General features: G+C 30.5%; 19 protein-coding genes and 1 pseudogene. 4 read left to right on the top strand and 16 right to left on the bottom strand.

The annotated features are described in order from the left end of the window. Positions 1 to 2: 2 nt before the first annotated feature. Positions 3 to 728, top strand: coding sequence for a CDP-diacylglycerol--serine O-phosphatidyltransferase (gene pssA / locus KAR67_RS02980; RefSeq protein ID WP_002777189.1), 726 nt, complete (start codon positions 3 to 5; stop codon positions 726 to 728). On the opposite strand, the gene KAR67_RS02975 is transcribed toward pssA, so the two are convergent. After that, positions 725 to 1,522, bottom strand: coding sequence for a ferritin-like domain-containing protein (locus tag KAR67_RS02975; RefSeq protein ID WP_002777187.1), 798 nt, complete (start codon positions 1,520 to 1,522; stop codon positions 725 to 727). The two genes, pssA and KAR67_RS02975, sit on opposite strands and share 4 nt — an antisense overlap. Positions 1,523 to 1,685: 163 nt before the next feature. On the opposite strand from KAR67_RS02975, the gene KAR67_RS02970 reads away from it, so the two are divergent. Both KAR67_RS02970 and KAR67_RS02965 read left to right on the top strand, forming a co-directional pair. Next, positions 1,686 to 2,042 carry a methionine-R-sulfoxide reductase gene (locus KAR67_RS02970; protein WP_002777186.1) on the top strand — a complete coding sequence of 119 codons (357 nt, stop codon included), beginning with the start codon at positions 1,686 to 1,688 and terminating at the stop codon, positions 2,040 to 2,042. A 3-nt stretch (positions 2,043 to 2,045) separates the two neighbouring features. Then, positions 2,046 to 2,684, top strand: coding sequence for a MarC family protein (locus KAR67_RS02965; RefSeq protein ID WP_002777185.1), 639 nt, complete (start codon positions 2,046 to 2,048; stop codon positions 2,682 to 2,684). Positions 2,685 to 2,769: 85 nt separating this feature from the next. Here the strand turns inward: KAR67_RS02965 and aat are convergent, their stop codons facing one another. Genes aat through sstT form a run of 13 tightly spaced genes read right to left on the bottom strand, consistent with a single transcriptional unit; the run spans position 2,770 to position 14,998 of the window. After that, positions 2,770 to 3,423: a leucyl/phenylalanyl-tRNA--protein transferase gene (aat, locus tag KAR67_RS02960; RefSeq protein ID WP_002787725.1), complete on the bottom strand. Its 654-nt coding sequence runs from the start codon at positions 3,421 to 3,423 to the stop codon at positions 2,770 to 2,772. Then, positions 3,398 to 5,515 (bottom strand): AAA family ATPase, encoded by a 2,118-nt coding sequence (locus KAR67_RS02955; RefSeq protein ID WP_131235454.1) that lies wholly within the window; start codon positions 5,513 to 5,515, stop codon positions 3,398 to 3,400. The genes aat and KAR67_RS02955 overlap by 26 nt, the downstream gene beginning before the upstream one ends. After that, positions 5,512 to 5,802, bottom strand: coding sequence for an ATP-dependent Clp protease adaptor ClpS (locus KAR67_RS02950; protein ID WP_002777182.1), 291 nt, complete (start codon positions 5,800 to 5,802; stop codon positions 5,512 to 5,514). The genes KAR67_RS02955 and KAR67_RS02950 overlap by 4 nt, the downstream gene beginning before the upstream one ends. Next, on the bottom strand, positions 5,802 to 6,407 hold the full coding sequence (locus tag KAR67_RS02945; RefSeq protein ID WP_002777181.1) for a TlpA disulfide reductase family protein: 606 nt from the start codon (positions 6,405 to 6,407) through the stop codon (positions 5,802 to 5,804). Before KAR67_RS02945 ends, KAR67_RS02950 begins: the two co-directional genes overlap by 1 nt. 9 nt (positions 6,408 to 6,416) lie before the next feature. Then, complete coding sequence (smpB, locus tag KAR67_RS02940) at positions 6,417 to 6,869, bottom strand: SsrA-binding protein SmpB (protein ID WP_002777180.1); 453 nt, start codon at positions 6,867 to 6,869, stop codon at positions 6,417 to 6,419. Continuing rightward, positions 6,866 to 7,636 (bottom strand): 4-(cytidine 5'-diphospho)-2-C-methyl-D-erythritol kinase, encoded by a 771-nt coding sequence (locus tag KAR67_RS02935; RefSeq protein WP_002790135.1) that lies wholly within the window; start codon positions 7,634 to 7,636, stop codon positions 6,866 to 6,868. Before KAR67_RS02935 ends, smpB begins: the two co-directional genes overlap by 4 nt. Continuing rightward, positions 7,633 to 7,860 (bottom strand): carbon storage regulator CsrA, encoded by a 228-nt coding sequence (csrA, locus tag KAR67_RS02930; RefSeq protein WP_002777178.1) that lies wholly within the window; start codon positions 7,858 to 7,860, stop codon positions 7,633 to 7,635. The genes KAR67_RS02935 and csrA overlap by 4 nt, the downstream gene beginning before the upstream one ends. Then, entirely contained in the window at positions 7,854 to 8,672 is an 819-nt protein-coding gene (gene truB / locus KAR67_RS02925) for a tRNA pseudouridine(55) synthase TruB (protein WP_002777177.1), read from the bottom strand. The genes csrA and truB overlap by 7 nt, the downstream gene beginning before the upstream one ends. Beyond that, positions 8,669 to 10,729: a UvrD-helicase domain-containing protein gene (locus KAR67_RS02920; protein WP_002783711.1), complete on the bottom strand. Its 2,061-nt coding sequence runs from the start codon at positions 10,727 to 10,729 to the stop codon at positions 8,669 to 8,671. The genes truB and KAR67_RS02920 overlap by 4 nt, the downstream gene beginning before the upstream one ends. Then, the gene (locus KAR67_RS02915; RefSeq protein ID WP_002777175.1) at positions 10,726 to 11,163 is read right to left on the bottom strand and encodes a hypothetical protein; all 438 of its coding nucleotides are present in this window, start codon (positions 11,161 to 11,163) and stop codon (positions 10,726 to 10,728) included. Before KAR67_RS02915 ends, KAR67_RS02920 begins: the two co-directional genes overlap by 4 nt. Beyond that, complete coding sequence (locus KAR67_RS02910) at positions 11,163 to 12,878, bottom strand: M3 family oligoendopeptidase (protein WP_057030596.1); 1,716 nt, start codon at positions 12,876 to 12,878, stop codon at positions 11,163 to 11,165. The genes KAR67_RS02915 and KAR67_RS02910 overlap by 1 nt, the downstream gene beginning before the upstream one ends. Before the next feature lie 9 nt (positions 12,879 to 12,887). After that, positions 12,888 to 13,769 carry an aspartate carbamoyltransferase catalytic subunit gene (locus tag KAR67_RS02905; protein WP_002777170.1) on the bottom strand — a complete coding sequence of 294 codons (882 nt, stop codon included), beginning with the start codon at positions 13,767 to 13,769 and terminating at the stop codon, positions 12,888 to 12,890. Positions 13,770 to 13,774: 5 nt separating this feature from the next. Further along, on the bottom strand, positions 13,775 to 14,998 hold the full coding sequence (gene sstT, locus KAR67_RS02900) for a serine/threonine transporter SstT (protein WP_002782167.1): 1,224 nt from the start codon (positions 14,996 to 14,998) through the stop codon (positions 13,775 to 13,777). 151 nt (positions 14,999 to 15,149) lie between these two features. On the opposite strand from sstT, the gene metK reads away from it, so the two are divergent. Continuing rightward, positions 15,150 to 16,349: a methionine adenosyltransferase gene (gene metK / locus KAR67_RS02895; protein ID WP_002777165.1), complete on the top strand. Its 1,200-nt coding sequence runs from the start codon at positions 15,150 to 15,152 to the stop codon at positions 16,347 to 16,349. Positions 16,350 to 16,715: 366 nt separating this feature from the next. Here the strand turns inward: metK and KAR67_RS02890 are convergent. Together KAR67_RS02890 and KAR67_RS02885 are read right to left on the bottom strand one after the other, a co-directional pair. After that, a pseudogene (locus KAR67_RS02890) lies at positions 16,716 to 17,865 on the bottom strand (hypothetical protein). A 77-nt stretch (positions 17,866 to 17,942) separates the two neighbouring features. Continuing rightward, on the bottom strand, positions 17,943 to 18,704 hold the full coding sequence (locus KAR67_RS02885; protein WP_002787915.1) for an SDR family oxidoreductase: 762 nt from the start codon (positions 18,702 to 18,704) through the stop codon (positions 17,943 to 17,945). Positions 18,705 to 18,835: the final 131 nt, after the last annotated feature.

Here is an 18,835-nt window from a genome sequence, read left to right as displayed (position 1 = left end):
AAATGAACAATAATAAATCACAATTTATTTATATTTTACCCAATCTTTTTACAGCAGCTTCAGCGTTTTTGGGTGTAATTTCTATAATCGCCTCTATACAAGGCAATTATTATATGGCTTTATTGTATATTATTTTTTCTTTAATATGTGATGGTCTTGATGGTCGTGTTGCAAGGCTTACAAAGACTACTTCTAAATTTGGCATTGAATTTGACTCTTTGGCCGATCTGATAGCCTTTGGCGCCGCACCGGCCATATTTTTTTATATGGTTATTGGCTCTGAATTTGGAAGATATGGCTCTTTAATAACTGCTTTTTTTGTTGTTTTTGGAGCAATACGCCTAGCAAGATTTAATGTCACTACAGGAACTTATGAACCATCTGTTTTTATAGGACTTCCTATACCTACTGCTGCTGTAGTAAGTGCTATTTGGACTTATAGTTATTATTATTATGATTTTTTAAGAGCATATGGAATCATTTTTTTAATCTTGCAAGCGATTTTAGGCTTGCTAATGGTTAGCAATATACGCTATCCAAGTTTTAAAAAGCTAGATTTTAATAGATCAAGTGTTTTAAAGGTTTTGATTATCTTAATTATTGTTTTTTCTTTTTTATATCTTTATCCACTTGAAAGTTTAGTAATCTTAGCAAGTTTGTATGTGATTTATGGGATAATAAGAGCGATTTATACCCTTATTTTTTCTAAATTTAAGATGAAAGCTTAAGCATAGAATTGAGCTATAGCCTCACATTCTGCTTTGCTAAATCCAGCCTTTATTCTTGCTTCGATATTAAGTTTTTTACCTGCTAGGGAAAATTGATTAAATATTTTACAAAGTTCTATAAAATCATAATTGTTTTGATTGGAAAATTTCCACCAGTTATCACCCTTGCTTACATGTTTTATTTCATCATTTAAGATAATATGCAAAACATCTTTTAAAAGACTTTTTATGGGATGGTTTGAGCTTTCAAGTTTTGCTACTACAAAAGGATTTGCATCAAGCCCCTTGGCTTCTAACCCTCGGTGAACCACTCCCATTCTTAAACTCAAACAATCTTTTGTGGCTTCAAGCGCGGCTTCTAAGTTATCATGAATAGCAAAATCCCCATATTTATAACCTAGCTCATCTAATGCTGCATTTAAAAGCTTGAAATGTTTGATTTCTTCATCGGCAACTTCTAGCCAATCGATATAAAATTGTTGAGGCAGATTTTTAAAACGATAACTTGCATCTAAGGCTAAATTGATAGCACTAAATTCTATATGCGCAATGGAATGAACAATCTTTGCTAAAGAATGGGTAGAATTTACAAATTTAGGACGTCTAATGCGAGTAGGGTGCAATAATTTTAAAGCAGGGTTAATATTTGTCTTAAAAATACTTCCTTGCTCGTGATTAAAAATGAATTTTTGGCTTTTAAAATCATCATAAAATATAGCAAAATTTTCAAATTTGTTATCAAGATTTTGCTCATAGAGTATTTTTTCAAGTTCATTAAAAAATTCTTTTTGCATTTTAAGTCTTTCTAAAATATTTTTTTGATTTTAATATATAAAACTAAATTTTTACTATAAAAAATTCAAACTAAAGCTTTTTTGGAAAATACATTTTGATAAAAAATAAAATTTGCTATAATTCTTAAGTAGTAATTTAGAACAATTTCATCAAGGATAAACTATGAAAAAATTAAACAAAGAAGAAGCTAGGGTTATTTTAAACAAGGGCACTGAAGCTCCTTTTAGTGGTAAATATAATAATTTTTACGAAAAAGGGATCTATCTTTGCAAGCAATGCGGGTCTAAGCTTTATAGATCTGAAGATAAATTCAAGTCAGGTTGTGGATGGCCAAGCTTTGATGATGAAATCAAAGGGGCTATTAAAAGACTTCCTGATAAAGATGGCATTCGCACGGAAATTGTATGTGCAAATTGCAATGGCCATTTAGGCCATGTATTTGAGGGAGAGGGTTTTTCTGCTAAAAATATTAGACATTGTGTTAATTCCATCTCTTTAGAATTTGTAAAAGGCGAATAATAAATGTTTTCAAATGTAGGCTCTGAGCTTTATTTAATGTTTTTTGCGGGCATAACATTATTGGCTGTGTTAAATCCTTTTGGTAATTTAACGCAATTTTTAGCCATGAGCGATGGCCTACCTTTAGCCCTTAGAAAAAAACTTTTTAGAACTATACTTTATACAGCATTGGCTATTGTGCTTGCTTTTTTATTTTCAGGACCTTTGTTTATGAATTATATTTTTAGGGTTTCTTTAGATGATTTGAGAGTTTCTGGGGGTTTGGTTTTAATTATAATGGCTATTAAAAATTTATTATTTTCAACCAAGCTTGCAACTCAAAGTTTTGATTCTTATCAAGAAGCAAATGAGAAAGAAATTTTACGCCAAAGTTTAATACCTATGGCTTTTCCAATGCTTGTAGGTCCTGGAACCTTAGCTAGTGTGATAGTGATTTCAGAGGATGGTGGATTGGATATAGCTTTTGGAGGTGTGATAATAGCTTTTATTTTTATGTTTGCACTTTTTCATTTTGCTGCTACGATTGAAAAAATTGTTGGAAAGCTTATTTTACATGTCTTTTCGCGTATCGCTCAGGTTTTTATTGTGGCGATGGGGTGTAAGATGATTATAATAGGTATCAAAAATATATTTAACATTTGATTAGACAATAAAAAGTTGATATGAATGCAAATCACAAGCTAATGATAATCAAAAATTAAAAAATAAGCATAAAAATGAAGAGAAGTTATATTTGATTGATTAAGGTGCTAAAATTTGTAAATCCACTTTCTTGATCACATTTTTCTTTTAAAATATTTAAAAATGTTTTTCTTTCGATATTTTTAGCTCCCATAAATTCTAAATGTTTATTATAAACTTGACAATCTATGACAAAATCATAGGGTTTAAGAAGCTTGCAAAGTTTGATTAAAGCTATTTTTGAAGCATTTTTTCTAAGGCTTACCATACTTTCTCCAAAAAAAACCTTACCTATAATCAGTCCATAAATTCCCCCAATTAATTCTTTATCCTCATAAAGTTCTAAAGTATGAACGTATCCTTGCTTAAAAAGCTCATAGTAATTTTCTATAAACTCATCATCAATCCAACTTTGAGGACGCGTGTTGCGACACAAATGGATAAGGCTTAAAAAATCATAATCAAGTTTAATTTGATAAAGATTGATAAATTTTTTCATATTTTTTTGGATATGAATTTCGCTGGGATTTAATACACATCTAGGATCAGGGCACCACCAAGTAACGGGTTTGTTAGTCCATGGAAAAAGCCCAAAACGATAGGCTTTTAAGATAAAATCAGGTTCTAGTTTTTGACTTAAAAAAACGGGTGCGTCTTTGGGCGCATCCATAAGTTTAGAATATAAGATCGAGCTTTCCATTTTTATTAAGCTTGATTTTAGCTATCCCGCCTTTTTTAAGTTTTCCAAATAAAATTTCATCACTGATTTTTTCTCCGATTTCTTCGGAAATAATGCGTTTTAATAATCTTACTCCAAATTCTTTATTGTAGGCTTTTTTCGCTAAGTATAGCTTAGCTTTTTCATCAGCAACTAATTGGATATTTTTAAGATTTTTAGAAATTTCATCTAATTCTTTTTGAATGATTTTAACAAGCACAGTATCATCTAGATCGTTAAAATGAAGAATTTTATCAATACGATTGATAAATTCAGGTGCAAAAAAATCTTTAATAGCACGGTTGCTTTTTTCTTCATTTTTGCTTAGGAATCCAAGCTCATTGCTTTCTTTTAGTCCTAAATTTGAAGTCATGATTATAATAGTATTTTTAAAGTCAGCTTTAAGGCCACTATTGTCTGTAAGCTCTGCATTATCAAAGATTTGCAAGAAAGTATTGCTTAAATCAGGATGAGCTTTTTCTATCTCATCAAAGAGGATAAGACTGAAAGGATTTTTTCGAACCGCATTGCTTAAAAGTCCTCCATCTTCATATCCCACATATCCTGCAGGAGAACCTATGAGTTTGCTTATGCTATGTTTTTCTGCATATTCGCTCATATCAAAACGCTCTAAATTTAAACCTAAAAATTCTGCTAAAACTTTGCAAAGTTCAGTTTTTCCAACTCCGCTAGATCCTGTAAATAAAAATACTCCTCGTGGGGTATTTAAATTTTTAAATCCTGCAAAACTTTGTTTTAGGGTCGCAACAAGCTTGTCAATCACTTCATCTTGACCAAATATTTTTGCCTTTAAATTAAGACTTAGATTCATCAAGGCTTTATTTTGATCAAATTCAAACATTTTATGATGATGAGTCATTTTGGCTAAAACTTGTTCTAAATCTTTAATATCGGCATTTTTTTTAGTTTTTGCCTTAAGAACATAAGAAGCTCCAAGCTCATCGACAAGATCTATAGCACTATCAGGAAGGTATTTATCGCTGAAAAATTTCTTGCCCCAAACAACAGCTTGCTGAAGGACTTCATCACTAATTTTAATCTTATGAAAATCCTCATATTTGCTTTTTAAGCCTTGTAAAATTTGAAAAGCTTCTTCTTGGCTTGGTTCATCTATATTGATTTTAGCAAAACGGCGACTTAAGGCTTTGTTTTTATCAAAAGTATTTTTATATTCCATAAAAGTGGTTGCACCTATACATTTTAAAGTACCATTGCTTAAGGCTGGCTTGAGTAGATTAGAAAAATCTGTATGTGATTCTCCAGTTGCTCCAGCTCCAACTATGGTGTGAATTTCATCTATAAATAAGATAGCATTAGGAAGTTTTTGAAGTCCTTCTAAGACTTCTTTGATTCGTTTTTCAAAATCGCCACGATATTTAGTCCCTGAAAGCAATCCTGCTATATCTAGGCTAAAAATTTTAGCATTTTGCAAATTTTTTGGAACTTTTTTTTCAGCAATGGCCAATGCAAGTCCTTCAACTATCGCAGTTTTTCCAACTCCAGCTTCTCCGATTAAAATAGGATTGTTTTTCTTGCGTCTTGATAGGATTTGTATAATGCGCTCAAGCTCGAATTTTCTTCCTATTAAAGGGTCTATTTTACCTTTTTGCGCCAAAAGCGTTAAGTCGCTTGCGTAAGAATTTAAATTTTCTATTTCGCTATTTTGTTTAAAATCTTGAATTTTTTCTAAATTCATACCATGTTTTTGTAAAAGAAAGCTCGAATATGTTCTATCATCTTGGATGAGTTTTTCTAAAAAATCAATGATTTTTATTTCATTTTTATGATTAAGAATTTCATCTAAAACTATAGAATTAACAGGTTCGATTTCTTGATCCAAACTTTGGTTTTTTTCTGCTATATAATTTTTAAGTTCACTTTCTAAAAGTTCAAATTCGGCATCTGCGAGTTCTTCAAATATTGATTTAAAATCTGAACTTAGTTTTAATATAGCAAAAAGCACATGCTCACAAGTTGTAAATTCATGACGATTGATAGTGCTTAAATGTTTAGCATTATCAAGGTATTTTTGTAAATTTTCTTGATATTTCATTCTTCTTCCACTCTAGTTTGTAAAGGAAAATTTGCCAATTTAGCAGCATCAGAAACTTTTTTTTGCTTTGAAAGTGCAATTTCTTGAGTGTAAATTCCACAAATTCCACTGCCATTAAGATGAACCTCTAACATAATTTTATTAGCTGTTTCAAAATCATGGTAGAAAATATTGATTAAAACTTCAATAACAAAGTCCATCGTGGTTACATCATCGTTTAATAATATAACCTTAAACATTTTAGGCTCTTTAAGCTTACTTTTTTCTAATACTTTTAACTTTGGCATTATTTTTCTTTATAAATTTTATCTAAATCATCTTGTATAAAATCTGTTGGAATTTTACCTAAATAAAAATTTGTTGAAGTGTTACTATCCCAATAATTGCTAAGATTTTGATAAATTCCATTTTTCATTACTACTTTAAAAGGCAATTGCTCCATGCTTTGATAATCTATATCTTTTAAAATTTGAGCAATAATACGATCATTTTGCGAATCATTACTTAAGAAATAATAAGCTCCATAATCATCAGCAAATTTTTTAACCGTTTCATCACTTACATCTTCAAAATGTGTTAGCCCCATGATAATAAATTTATTTGAGTTATTTTTCCAAAGTTTGCTAAGCTCTAAAGCTTCTTCTTTGCAAGGAGCGCAAAAAGTTCCAAAAAAATCAATCATCAACACTTTATCTTCCTCGCCTTCAACAATGAAGCCTTTATCGGTTCGAATTAAGGTTTTAGCTCCTCCATTTACGCTATTTAATACAATCTTATCGCCTTTGCTGTATTCTTCAAACATAAAATCATTTTGTATGTCTTCTTGGTGCGAACAAGCGCTTATAAAAAAACCTATAATGATAAAAAATGACAATATCGTTTTCTTTTTCATACTAGTCCTTTATTTGTAATTTTTCATAGCAGATCTTGCTTCCATATCTGCTTGTTTTTTCTTTAAACTTTCGCGTTTATCGTGCAGATTTTTTCCTTTGGCTAAGGCTAGCGTGGCTTTAACTTTGTTTTTATGGTTAAAATAGAGTTCTAAGACTACCAAGGTGTATCCCTCAATACTAACTTTGCCTAAAAGCTTATCTATTTGTTTGCGGTGCATTAAAAGTTTTCTAGCAGCTCTTTCTTCATGTTTATAATAAGAATGCGTAGTGCTAAGGTGTGATATATGAGCATTTAGCAAAAATAATTCACCCTTAATAATACGCACAAAAGAGTCTTTTAAATTTGCCCTTCCAGCGCGTAAAGCCACGACTTCACTACCCTTTAAAACCACTCCTGATTCAAAGCGTTCTATAATGCTATAATCAAATAAGGCTTTTTTATTTCTAGCAATGACTTTCATTGATGTACCTTAAAAACACTACTTCCGCTTCCACTTAGGAAAAAACCTTGTTCTAAAAAAAGAAACATTTTAGGATATAAAGTTACACAAGGAGTAAATAAATCATTAAGCTGGGTATTTTTAAAAGTTTCTAAAAGTTCTTTCGTGTTTAAATCTTTGTAAATTTTAGCTTCAAGAATGTTTTTTTCAAAATCAATTTCCCCTTTATCAAATTCATCATAAACTTTTTTAGTTTGACAAGATACTTCAGGAAAAACCCATTCTAGGCTCGGTATAGTATCATTAAATTCTTCTATGATTTCACCACATCCGCTTACATTAGCACTTTCAAAACCACTCAAGAAAAAAGCAATATCACTGCCTAATTGAGTGCTTAATTCTATAAGTTTTTGAGTGCTTAATTTTAAGTTTAGTTCTTCATTAATTAGCATTAAAAAACTTGCGCAATCACTACTACCTCCCCCAAGTCCTGCACATGTGGGGATATTTTTGATTAATTTTAAGCTTTTGGTTTTAAAAAATTCTTCTAATTTATTTTGATAGCCATTTTGACAAAGTAAATGATAAGCTTTTGTGATGATATTATCCTCGCAATTAAAATTGCTAATGATTTCAAAACCTTTAGGAGAATTAGAGCTTTTTTCAACGATATGAATTTCATCAAAAAGGTTTTTTAAAAGTATAAAGCGAGATTCTAAAAGATGATATCGTCTTTTATCAAATCCGACAAGTTTTAAAAAAATATTTGCTTTAGCATATGCTTTCATGGGATCAATTTTTTGCTTAAATCATCTAATTTAACATCGTTTTTTACCACAGAATGTAAATTCTCATCTTTGATTTGAGTAAGGAGTTCTTTTCTTAAAATCATTAGAGATTTTGGAGCATCGATGCCTATTTTGGCATATCCTTTTCCAGTTTGAACGATTTTGATTTCAATTCCTTCACCAATAACAATACTTTCATTTTCTTTTCGCGATAATATTAACATTTTTCAACCTTATTTAAAAGATATTCTACTTTATTTTCTTTAATATTTATAATACTAAAATACTTTTTATTTTCTATATAATAAAAACCCTCATCTTGAAATTTTAATTCTTCCAAGGATATTTTAGTGCCATTTTCAAGTTTTGTTAAATCTTTAATGAAATTGGGCTTTAAATTTAGATATTCTAACACATTTAAGCTTTTTTCGTGATTATAAAAAAATTCTCCCTCACGGGTGCGCTCAAGAGAACTTAAAGTGGCATTAATACCTAATTTTTTAGCAAAAAGCTCACAATAAGATCTTATATAAGCTCCTTCGCTAACGCTTAATTCAAGCTGTAAAAAGGGATGAGTATAATGTATGATTTTGCAAGAGAAAATTTCCATTATACAAGATTTTAACTCTATATTTTCACCTCTTTTGGCAAATTCATAAGCTCTTTTACCTTCTATTCTTTTAGCACTAAATTGCGGTGGAGTATAAGAAATTTTTCCTAAAAGTTCCATTTTGATTTGTTCTAAGAGTTTAATGTCAAAAGCTTTTATAAGCTTTATTTCTTGTATGTTTTTATTATCAAGACTTAGAGATTTAACCCCAAGCCAAAGTGTTGCTTGGTATGTTTTTGGAGTTTTTTTTAAAAATCTAAAAAGCTTAGTGTATTGCCCAAAGGCGACTATTAAAACCCCTTTGGCAAAGGGATCTAAGGTTCCTGAATAACCTGCCTTTTTATTTTTATATCTTTTTTTTATCTGACCTAAAAAAGCATTAGAACTCATTTCCGCGGGTTTAAAAGCAACAAAAATTTTATTCATACGGCTTTTTCCACAAAACTTGCCATAATAATGCGTTCTATCCCGCCAAAATTTATGGTAAGTTTTTCTTCTTTTGCGCTTTTATTGACACTAATAACGCGTCCTATGCCAAAAATTTTATGTTTGACTAGATCTCCTTTATGATATCCTTGTTCGGTTTTGTTTATAGAGATTTTTTTTGTTAATTGACTTTCTTCTAAAAAACGACTAGAGTCTAATTCCGTGCGACTTCCTCGGTAAAAACGAGATTTTGCAATGCTTAGCGATAGACATTTTTTAGCGCGAGTGATAGCCACATAAGCAAGGCGTCTTTCTTCTTCTATATCGCTTTCATTCAAAGGAAAAAATCCTTCTTCAAGTCCTACTATAAATACATGATCAAATTCCAAACCCTTGCTCGCATGCACACTCATAAGATATACACATTCTCCCTCAATCCCATCTTGATCGCTTAACAGTGAAATTTCACTTAAAATATCTTCTAGGGTTGTTTGTGGTTCTTCTTTTATTTTTTCTTTGATGCTTGCATAAAATTCATCAATATTTAATACGCGCTCATCGCCATCCTCTTGAAGAGCGTAAAATTCTTTAAGAGCAAAAAGTTCTTCAAATTTTTCAATCATTTTTTTTAAATCAGAATATTCTCTAAGTTTGTAAATATTTTGTATGAATTTTTTTGCCTCATTTTGTGCTTTTTTAAGAGAAAAAATTCCCACACTGCCATCGCTTTCGCACAATGCTTCAAAGAGTGAAATTTTTCTTTTTTGTGCATAATCTTCTAAATTTTGTAAAGCTTTTTCACCTATGCTTCTTTTAGGCCTATTGATAATGCGTTTAAAGGATAAATCATCATTAGGGTTGATTAAAATTCTAAAATAGCAAATGAGATCTTTGATTTCAAGTCTTTCATAAAAACGCATTCCGCTTAGCAATTTATAAGGAATTTTTTCCTTCATAAAGGCTTCCTCTATGGATCTTGAAAGAGCATTGATACGAAATAAAACAGCAATTTCTCCAGCATAAATGCCCGAATTTAAAAGCTCTTTGATTTTTTTAGCCACCAATGCACTTTCGATTTTTTCATTATCTGAACTTAGAATTTGAATATCTTCACCCTCATCTTTTGTGCAAAGTAGGGTTTTTCCAAGACGTTTTTTATTGTGTGATATTAGGTTATTAGCAGCTTTTAAAATCATACCCACAGAACGATAATTTTGCTCTAATTTAACAAGTTTTACATTTGAAAATTCACTTTGGAAATTTAAAATATTTTCTATCTTTGCACCACGCCAACTATAAATGCTTTGATCATCATCCCCTACAACGCATATATTTTCATGAACGCAGCAAAGATTTTTAAGAATTTTGTATTGTAAAGCATTGGTATCTTGATATTCATCGACTGTGATATAACGATAAAAAGAGCTTTGCTCTTTGGCGAAATTTTGATCATTTTCCAAAAGAATATTGGTCAAAAGTAAAAGATCATCAAAATCTACGAAATTGTGCTTGAGTAAATATTCTTGATAGTTTTGATAATAAATAGCAATTTTTTGCAAGGCTTGGTGTTTGATTTCATTATCTTTTAACAATTCTAGATCATTAAATACATCTTGAACACTTTTACTTTCATTTTTAAAGTGTGAGATAAACTGAAGAATTTGATGAGGGCTAGTTTTATCATCATTAATGAGTTCTTTTAAAATTTTTTTAGAATCATCATTATCGATGATAATAAAATTATTTTTTCTTCCTAATCTTTCTATATGGAGTTTTAAAAACAATAAGCCAAATTTATGAAAAGTGCAAAGTAAAGGATTTTCATTGCTATTAAGAAGGCTTAAGGCTCTATTTTTCATCACACTTGCAGCCTTGTTTGTAAAGGTTAGGGTTAGGGTATTGATAGCAGGAATTCCAACTTCCCCAATCATATAGGCAAGACGCGTTGTAATTGTTTTGGTTTTTCCACTACCTGCACCTGCTAGTATAAGCATAGGGCCATCGATATGACTTGCAGCCTCTTTTTGACTTTCGTTTAAACCTGTAAATAAATTCATTTTTTGAAAATGTCTTTGTTTTTAGGGTTGTTTAAAAAGATATTTTTGGATTTTTGTGACTTTGTATTATCTTTGCGTTTGTAAAAACTAAAATTAACAAACAAAACACTATTTTCAACTTGAATTTGAGTAATTGCTCCAAGATCTACTTTAACATAGCTAGCAAAATCATCAGGACCAAAACCTGCATGAAATTGTATATGATCTTTTTCTAATTGAATGGACTCAAAAGTATATCCTCCAAGGACAAATAATGCAAAAGGATTTTGTTTAACATCCAAATTTTCAGGCAACACAGGATCAAAATCAATAAAATTTGTATTAGCCACTATAGAAAATTCTATATTTTCTTGGATTAAGATTGAAAGTAAATCATAGCAATTTTTTTGCATTAAAGCAATGAAATTTTCATTTTCAAGAATTTTTTCTATCATTATTTTAGCCTCATAAATTCATCGATAAGTTTTTTGATTTCTACTATACCTATTTCCCAAAAGCTTTTATCTTCTATATCAAATCCAAACATTCCCACAAGTTCTTTTGGACTCACGCTTCCTCCAAGAGAGAGCATTTTGATATAAAGTTCTTTAAAATTGCTACAAGCATTGCTCTTGTAAAGCCCATAAAGCGCGAGTACTAAAAGCTGGGCATAAGCATAAGCATAACAATAAAAAGGGCTATGGATAAAATGAGGAATATAACTCCACCAAAGGGCATAATTTTTACTTAGTTCCACGCTTTCACCAAACATTTTTTGAGATTCTTCCATCCAAATTTGAGAAATTTCTTCACTTTTTAGCTCATTTTCATTAACATGAATGCGTCTTTCAAAACAAGTGAAATTAATCTGTCTATAAAGAGTGGCAAAAATATCTTCGATTTTTGCAGCATAAAGCGCTAACAATTCTTCTTTTTTGAGCTTGTTTTTAACATAATCAAATACCAACATTTCAGCAAACACTGAAGCAGTTTCAGCTGTAGTTAAAGGAGTATTTTGATTTAAAAAAGAAACATTATAAGAAAGTTTTTGATGTATGGTGTGTCCTAACTCATGAGCAAGCGTAAAAAGATCGCGCCTTCCATCTGTATAATTTAGCAAGATAAAAGGATGAGTATCTGGGGTAGCTGAATGTGAAAAAGCACCACTTTGTTTTTTATCTTGTGGATAAACATCTATCCAACCCTTTTTAAATGCTTCTTTTGCAATATCTCCAAGAACAGGAGAAAAATCATAAAAAGCATTTAAAATGATTTTTTTACTTTCCTCAAAACTGAATTTTGCCTCTTTGCCAATGGGTGCATAACGATCATAATCTTTAAGTTTGTTAAAGCCTAAAATTTGTTTTTTTCTTTTATAGAAATTAGATACGAGGTAAAAATGTTTTTGCGTGGTTTGAATCAGCGAATCAACACTTTGTTGGGTGATTTGATTTTGCAAGTGCCTTGGAGTTTCTGCGCTTTCATATCCGCGTAATTTGCAGATATTGTTTAATTCTGTTTTGATCATATTGAAAATAAAAGTGAGTAAATTTAAATTTTTATCAAGAGCTTTGGTAAATTTTTTAGCGGCTTTTTTTCTTATTTTTCTGTCATTATTGTAAAGCTTGCTTAAAATTTCTTCCTCGCTAAGCTTATTGCCTTCGAAAGGAATTTTTAATGCAGTCATGCTTTCATCAAATAATCTACTAAAAGCATTAGCTCCTGTGTTTGAAAGATAAAGCATTATGCGTTCTTCTTTTTGGCTTAGATTATAGCGTTTATTTTGAAGAAGATTTTGCAAGTAAAAATCATAGCCTTTGCAAAATTTAATCAATTCTTTAGTTTTTTCTTCACTAAGTTCACAAAATTCTAATTCAAAAAATAATAAATTTTCTTCTATTTTTTTACATTCTTGTTCATATTTAGTATAAAAAGAACCCTTGGAGCTATCCTTAGCAAAGCATAAATAAGCATAAGTCATAATTTTTGAGAGTATTAAATGTAAATGTTCGTATTCTTTTAAAGCGTTTAGAAAATCATCAGGGTTTAATTTATCTAAAGTAGTAGAATAATTTTTTTTGAATTCTTTAGATTGTTGAATATAGTTTTGCGTTGTGTTTTCTAATTCATCTTCGTTTTTAAACAATACTCCCAAATCCCAAGTTAACATATTTTCTCCTTAGCTTTCTAAAATCAATTTTTTTAAAACAGCCATTCTGATAGCAACGCCATTTTTAACTTGTTTTAAAACTAAAGCTCTTTCATCATCCATCACTTCATCGCTTATATCGATATTTCTATGTACAGGGCCAGGATGGAGCAAGATGAGTTTTTTATCTTTAATCAAATCAAGCTTGATACAAAAATCATTTGCATAATCTTTTAAAGAACCATAAATGATTTTATTATGTCTTTCTGTTTGTGTTCTTAAGCTCATTATAATATCGGTTTTTGAGATTAAATCTTCATTTAAAGAATAAGATTTTTTTAAAGGTGAATGAGGCATAAAATGGGGCGGTGCCACAAAGGTGATATCTAAACCAAATCTTGTTAGAAGCTCAGCGTTTGAAGAGGCAACTCTTGAATTTTTAATATCTCCTACGATTAAGATTTTTCTACCCTTGATATCACCTTTAAAATGTTCATAAATTGTAAAAAGATCAAGTAGGGCTTGAGTAGGGTGTGCATGTTTGCCATCTCCACCATTTACAACAGGACAATGCATATGAGAAGCTAAAATATGAGGTACTCCTGAATTTGCATGTCTTACTATGATAGCATTAGGACTCATAGCGTCTAAATTAGTCGCTGTATCATAGAGTGTTTCGCCTTTACTAGAGCTCGATCTTGAAACATCAAGGCGTAAAATTCTAGCTCCTAGTCTTCTTGCGGCACTTTCAAAGGATGAGAGTGTACGCGTGGAATTTTCAAAGAATATCGTTGTAACACTTTTGCCTTCGAGTAAGGTTCTAGGTTTTTCATCTAAAAAATTTCTTGCTTCTTCAAAAAGCTCCATTATTTCATCATTAGTAAAATCTTTTGTTGTGATGAGATGCCTCATTGTATTTACCTTATATCGTAATTTAACTCATCTTTAGAACAAATAGCACTAAATAAAACATCTGTTGAGCTATTTAATGCCGTTTCAACACTATCTTGTACTACGCCTATGATAAACCCTATTGCAACTACTTTCATAGCGATATCATAGTCTATGTTAAATAAAGAGCAAGCTAAAGGGATAAGTAAAAGCGAACCGCCCGCTACGCCACTTGCGCCACAGGCTGCAAAAGTAGCAATAATGCTTAATAAAAAGGCTTGCAAAAAACTTACTTGTATGCCAACGCTATGTGCGGCACTAAGGCTTAGTATAGCTATGGTTACTGCTGCACCTGCCATGTTTATGGTTGCTCCAAGAGGGATGGAGATACTATAAAATTCTTTATTGATTCCAAGTTTAGCACAAAGTGCCATATTTACAGGAATATTTGCAGCTGAGCTTCTTGTAAAAAAAGCAAAAAAAGCGCTGTGTCTTAAGCAGATAAAAATCAAAGGAAAAGGATTTTTTCTAGTATAAATGAAAACAATTAAGGCATTGATTACAAAAGCAACAAAAAGCATAGTAAGTACAAGCAATACTAAGAGTTTTGCGTAGCTTAACAATCCTTGCGCTCCTGTTTGTGCCACAGAATTAGCTACCAAACCAAAAATTCCAAAAGGAGCGAGTTTTACTATAAATTTAACAATTTTTAAAACCCCTTCATTGATATCTACAAAAATTTGTTTTGCTTCTTGCGAGCAATTTTTCAAAGCTATACCACCGCCTATTGCCCAAGCTAAAATTCCTAAATAATTTCCACTTGAAAGTGCATTGATAGGATTATCTACTATATTTAAAAGTAAATTCTTAAAAATTTCATTTAAATGCATAGGAGAAGTATTTTCTGCTTTTTGAACTCCTTCTAGGACTAATTCCACAGGAAACATAAAACTTGCAATCACTGCACAAGCTGCTGCTAAAAAAGTTCCTACAATATATAAAATGACAATATTTCTTATCTTAGAACTACTTTGAGAAAAATCTCTCGTACAAATCGAAGTTAAAATGAGTATAAAGACAAGAATAGGAGCTATAGCTTTTAAAGCATTGGTAAATAAAACTCCCAATAAATTGACAACTTCAGCTATTTCCTTAGAGCTTATTCCTACGAGTATGCCTAAAATTATACCTGCGCAGATTTGAAGGATTAGACTACCTTTGGCGTAGCTTTGAACTAGTTTTGAGAACATAAGAACCTTTATTATTTTGAAATTTGATGCAATATATCGGACTTGATTTTAACGAACTTTTGCTTAATTTTAGTGAATTTTTTAAAGCATTAAGCTTGAATAAATTTATTTGAGTTAGAATTGTAACTCATTTTTTATGAAAGGACTTTTTATGTATCTATTCACTTCAGAAGTCGTAAGCGCAGGTCATCCAGATAAATGCGCTGATATAATCGCTGATACAATAGTGGATATACTCTTGAAAAATGACAAAAATTCAAGGGTGGCGAGTGAGGTTTTTGTCGCAGGAAATAAGGTTGTGATAGGAGGAGAAGTTAAATCAAATCACAAGCTTAGTAAAGCCGATTACGATAATTTAGTTAAAGATGTTTTGAAAAATATAGGCTATGATGGAGCAGGATATTTTAGTAAAGAACAATGTTTGCATCCTGATGAAGTCGATGTTATGGTATTTTTAAATGAGCAAAGCCCTGATATTAATCAAGGTGTAGATCAAGAAGATGGTGAAACAGGTGCTGGAGATCAAGGTATTATGTTTGGTTTTGCAAGTTGTGAGGCTAAAGAGTATATGCCAGCAGCTATAAGCTACGCAAGAGCGCTTTGTGATAAGGTTTATGCTTATGCAAAAGCTCATCCGCAAGAGTTGGGTGTAGATATTAAAACTCAAGTGACTATTGATTATGGTACAAAAGCTAATTTTGAAAATTGTAAACCGCAAAGTATTCATACTATCGTTGTTTCTGTACCTTGCGTTGAAAGTATGAAAATAGAGGATTTAAGAGCTTTAGTAAATAAATTGATCCTAGAAAGTGATTTACCAAAAGAACTTTTTAATCCTGAAAAAACTAGAATTTTGATCAATCCAACAGGAAAATATGTCAATCACTCTTCTTTACATGATAGTGGTTTAACAGGAAGAAAACTTATAGTGGATAGTTTTGGAGGATATGCTCCTATAGGAGGGGGTGCGCAATCTAGCAAGGATTATACCAAGGTTGATAGAAGTGGACTTTATGCGGGCAGATGGCTTGCTAAAAATATAGTCGCAGCAGGACTTGCTAAAAAATGTATAGTTCAACTCAGTTACGCCATAGGTGTTGCTAAACCTACTTCTGTAAGTGTAGATTGTTTAGGAACCAATACAGGGGTAAATGATGATGTTTTAAGTGATTTTGTAATGAAAAATTTCTCTTTAACCCCAAATTGGATTCGTGATAAATTTGGTCTTGATAAACCTAGCAAAGACACTTTTCTTTATGCTGATGTAGCAGCTCGCGGACAAGTAGGACAAAAGGATTATCCTTGGGAAAAACTTGATGCTATAGATCAATTTAAGACTTTAATTAAATAAGCCTTGTTTTTCAAGGCTTATCATACTTTAAATTTCATCTTAATATAAAACCAATTTAAAATTCAAACTTCATCAATAGACTTATTGAGATTGTAAAAGAATATATAGGCAAAAGTATCCACGATACAAGGTATGATAGTCCATTTCTTATGAATATGAAAAAGACAGAAAAAGCTTATTTATAATCGCAGAAAGAAAAACAGACAAGCGATTGTTTAAATATCTAATAAGAGATTTTAAAGATTTAAAGGCTTTATAAAAAGTAAAGGATAAAGCCGAAGAGTTATTTTATCTTGATAGTGAGATGGTTGAAAACTCTAAAAAAATGCAAGGGATATTAAAAGGCTTGATAGATAAAAATAATTCTTAAGCCTTAATATCTATGCTTTTTGGTGCAGAGTTTAAAGAAAGAATTTTATTAAATTCTCCTGTATCATCATCGCTAAACTTCATACCAAAAAGAATTTCTAATTCATCGCTTGTGCCAAATTTATTTTCCAGTAGCTTTTTTAAAAGCTCATTCATTTTATTATCATCTTTATAGGTTTCGCTTGAACTTTGCGCTTGTATAGGTTTAAATGGCTTTTCTTTGTCTTCTTCTAAAGTTTCTTTGTTATTTGTATTTTTTGTAGGATTGTTTAAATTTTCTTTTTGTTCTAGTATTTTTTGTTTAAAATCATCAATGCTCATATCTGAATTTAATAAATCAAAAAGCTTAAAAATATCTCCTTTAAAATTCATACTATTTTCACTTATGAATTTGTTTAAATTATCAATTTCACTTTGACTCATAGTTTTATCAAATCCTTGCATTTTGCCTAAAATACTTGTTTGTCCTTCGATAAAATAGTTTTTTGCTTGAAATCCAGTAAAGAAAGTCATAAAAATACCACTTTTTGTTATAGTTTTATCATTATTACTATAAGGAGTAGGATCTATTAAAGAATATTTAAAAATATCACTTTTATCATCAAGTGAGAAAAAAGTCATTATTTTTATATTATGGGAAGTCGGAGAGTAATTTTGATAATTAGACATAAAATCTTTATACTCTTTATCATTTAAATTATATTTTTTATTTATCTCCAAAGTATTTTGATTAAATTCGAAACCTTGTGGTATTTTTACTAAGTCTTCTTTTGTAAAATTGATTTTATTGTTTAACTCATCATTTAAAAGTTGTGAAAATACTTTATAAGCATTTCCTATACTTTTTGCTATATCAATATTAATATAACTTGATAATAGACTTTTTGTTTGAATATTAACAAAATTTTCTATATCTTTAGCATAAATCTTATAATCTTTTGGTAAGCCTGCAGCTTCGTTAAAATCGCTTGTAAAAAAGCCATCTTTATCTACGCCATATCCTAGCATTTTACTTACTGCCCTAGATTTATCGCTTACAAGGTTTGAAGTTTCATTTACAGTGTTAGATGATTTTGTATTTGGAGTATTGTTGCTATAAAGTATTTGTATAATTGTAGCTTGAATAGGAATTTATACCATTAATCATCTTTGCCACCTTATAAATAAAGTTTTATTTATAAAGTAAATCGGCAAAAATGATTTTTTCTTAAGTAAAAATTGTATTTAATGAGGAATTCCTGCTGTTAATCCACCATCAATCAAATAAAGTCCACCAGTTATAAAACTTGCCTTTGGACTTGCTAAAAAATAAATCAGCTCGGCTACTTCATTGGCTTGTCCTACTTTTTTTAAAGGATATTTTTCTGCTTCATTTTGCCAATAAAAATCTGTATTTCCACCATGTGTAATGTTGGCAAAGTCTTGAAATAATCTCTCTGCCATCGGTGTTTTGATAGTTCCTGCACATACAGCATTTACTCTAATTTTTGGTGCTAAATCTAAGCTTAAAGATTTTGTTATTTGTCCTAAAGCACCTTTTGTAAGTCCGTATGCAAAGCTATTTGGCTTTCCTACAAAACATTGGTCAGAGGCATTGATTACAATACTTCCGCCTTCTTTTTTCATATGAGGAATGGCGATCCTCATGGTGTTTACATAGCCATAAATATTGGTTTGAATAATCAAATCAAGCTCCTCATCGCTAATATCAAGAATGGTATTGCAGCGATGAATTCCTGCATTTAAAGAAATTACATCAAAATTTCCAAATTTTTCTACTGCTCTAGCGACAGCATTTTTAATATCTTCTTTATTTTTTGTATCTCCTGCTATAAATAAGACATCTTTTAAATTATTCGCTATTTTTTGTCCTTCTTCTTGATTGATATCCATAAAGGCTACTTTATAGCCTTCATTATGAAATTTATGTACACAAGCATTGCCAATACCAGTAGAGCCTCCTGTAATAAATACAACTTTATCCATAGCATTATCTCCTTTTGTAAATTATAAAGAAATTATTAAAACATATCTAATTTTAAAATATCTTAAAATTAAAATTTAATGATTAATTTTTTTGAGAGCTTGTGTATTTAATATAATTTTTTGCACAAAGA

Source organism: Campylobacter sp. JH32 (assembly GCF_017846535.1).
Lineage (GTDB): Bacteria > Campylobacterota > Campylobacteria > Campylobacterales > Campylobacteraceae > Campylobacter_D > Campylobacter_D coli.
Note: the sequence above shows the minus strand (reverse complement) of the source record. Positions and strands in the feature narration are given on the sequence as shown.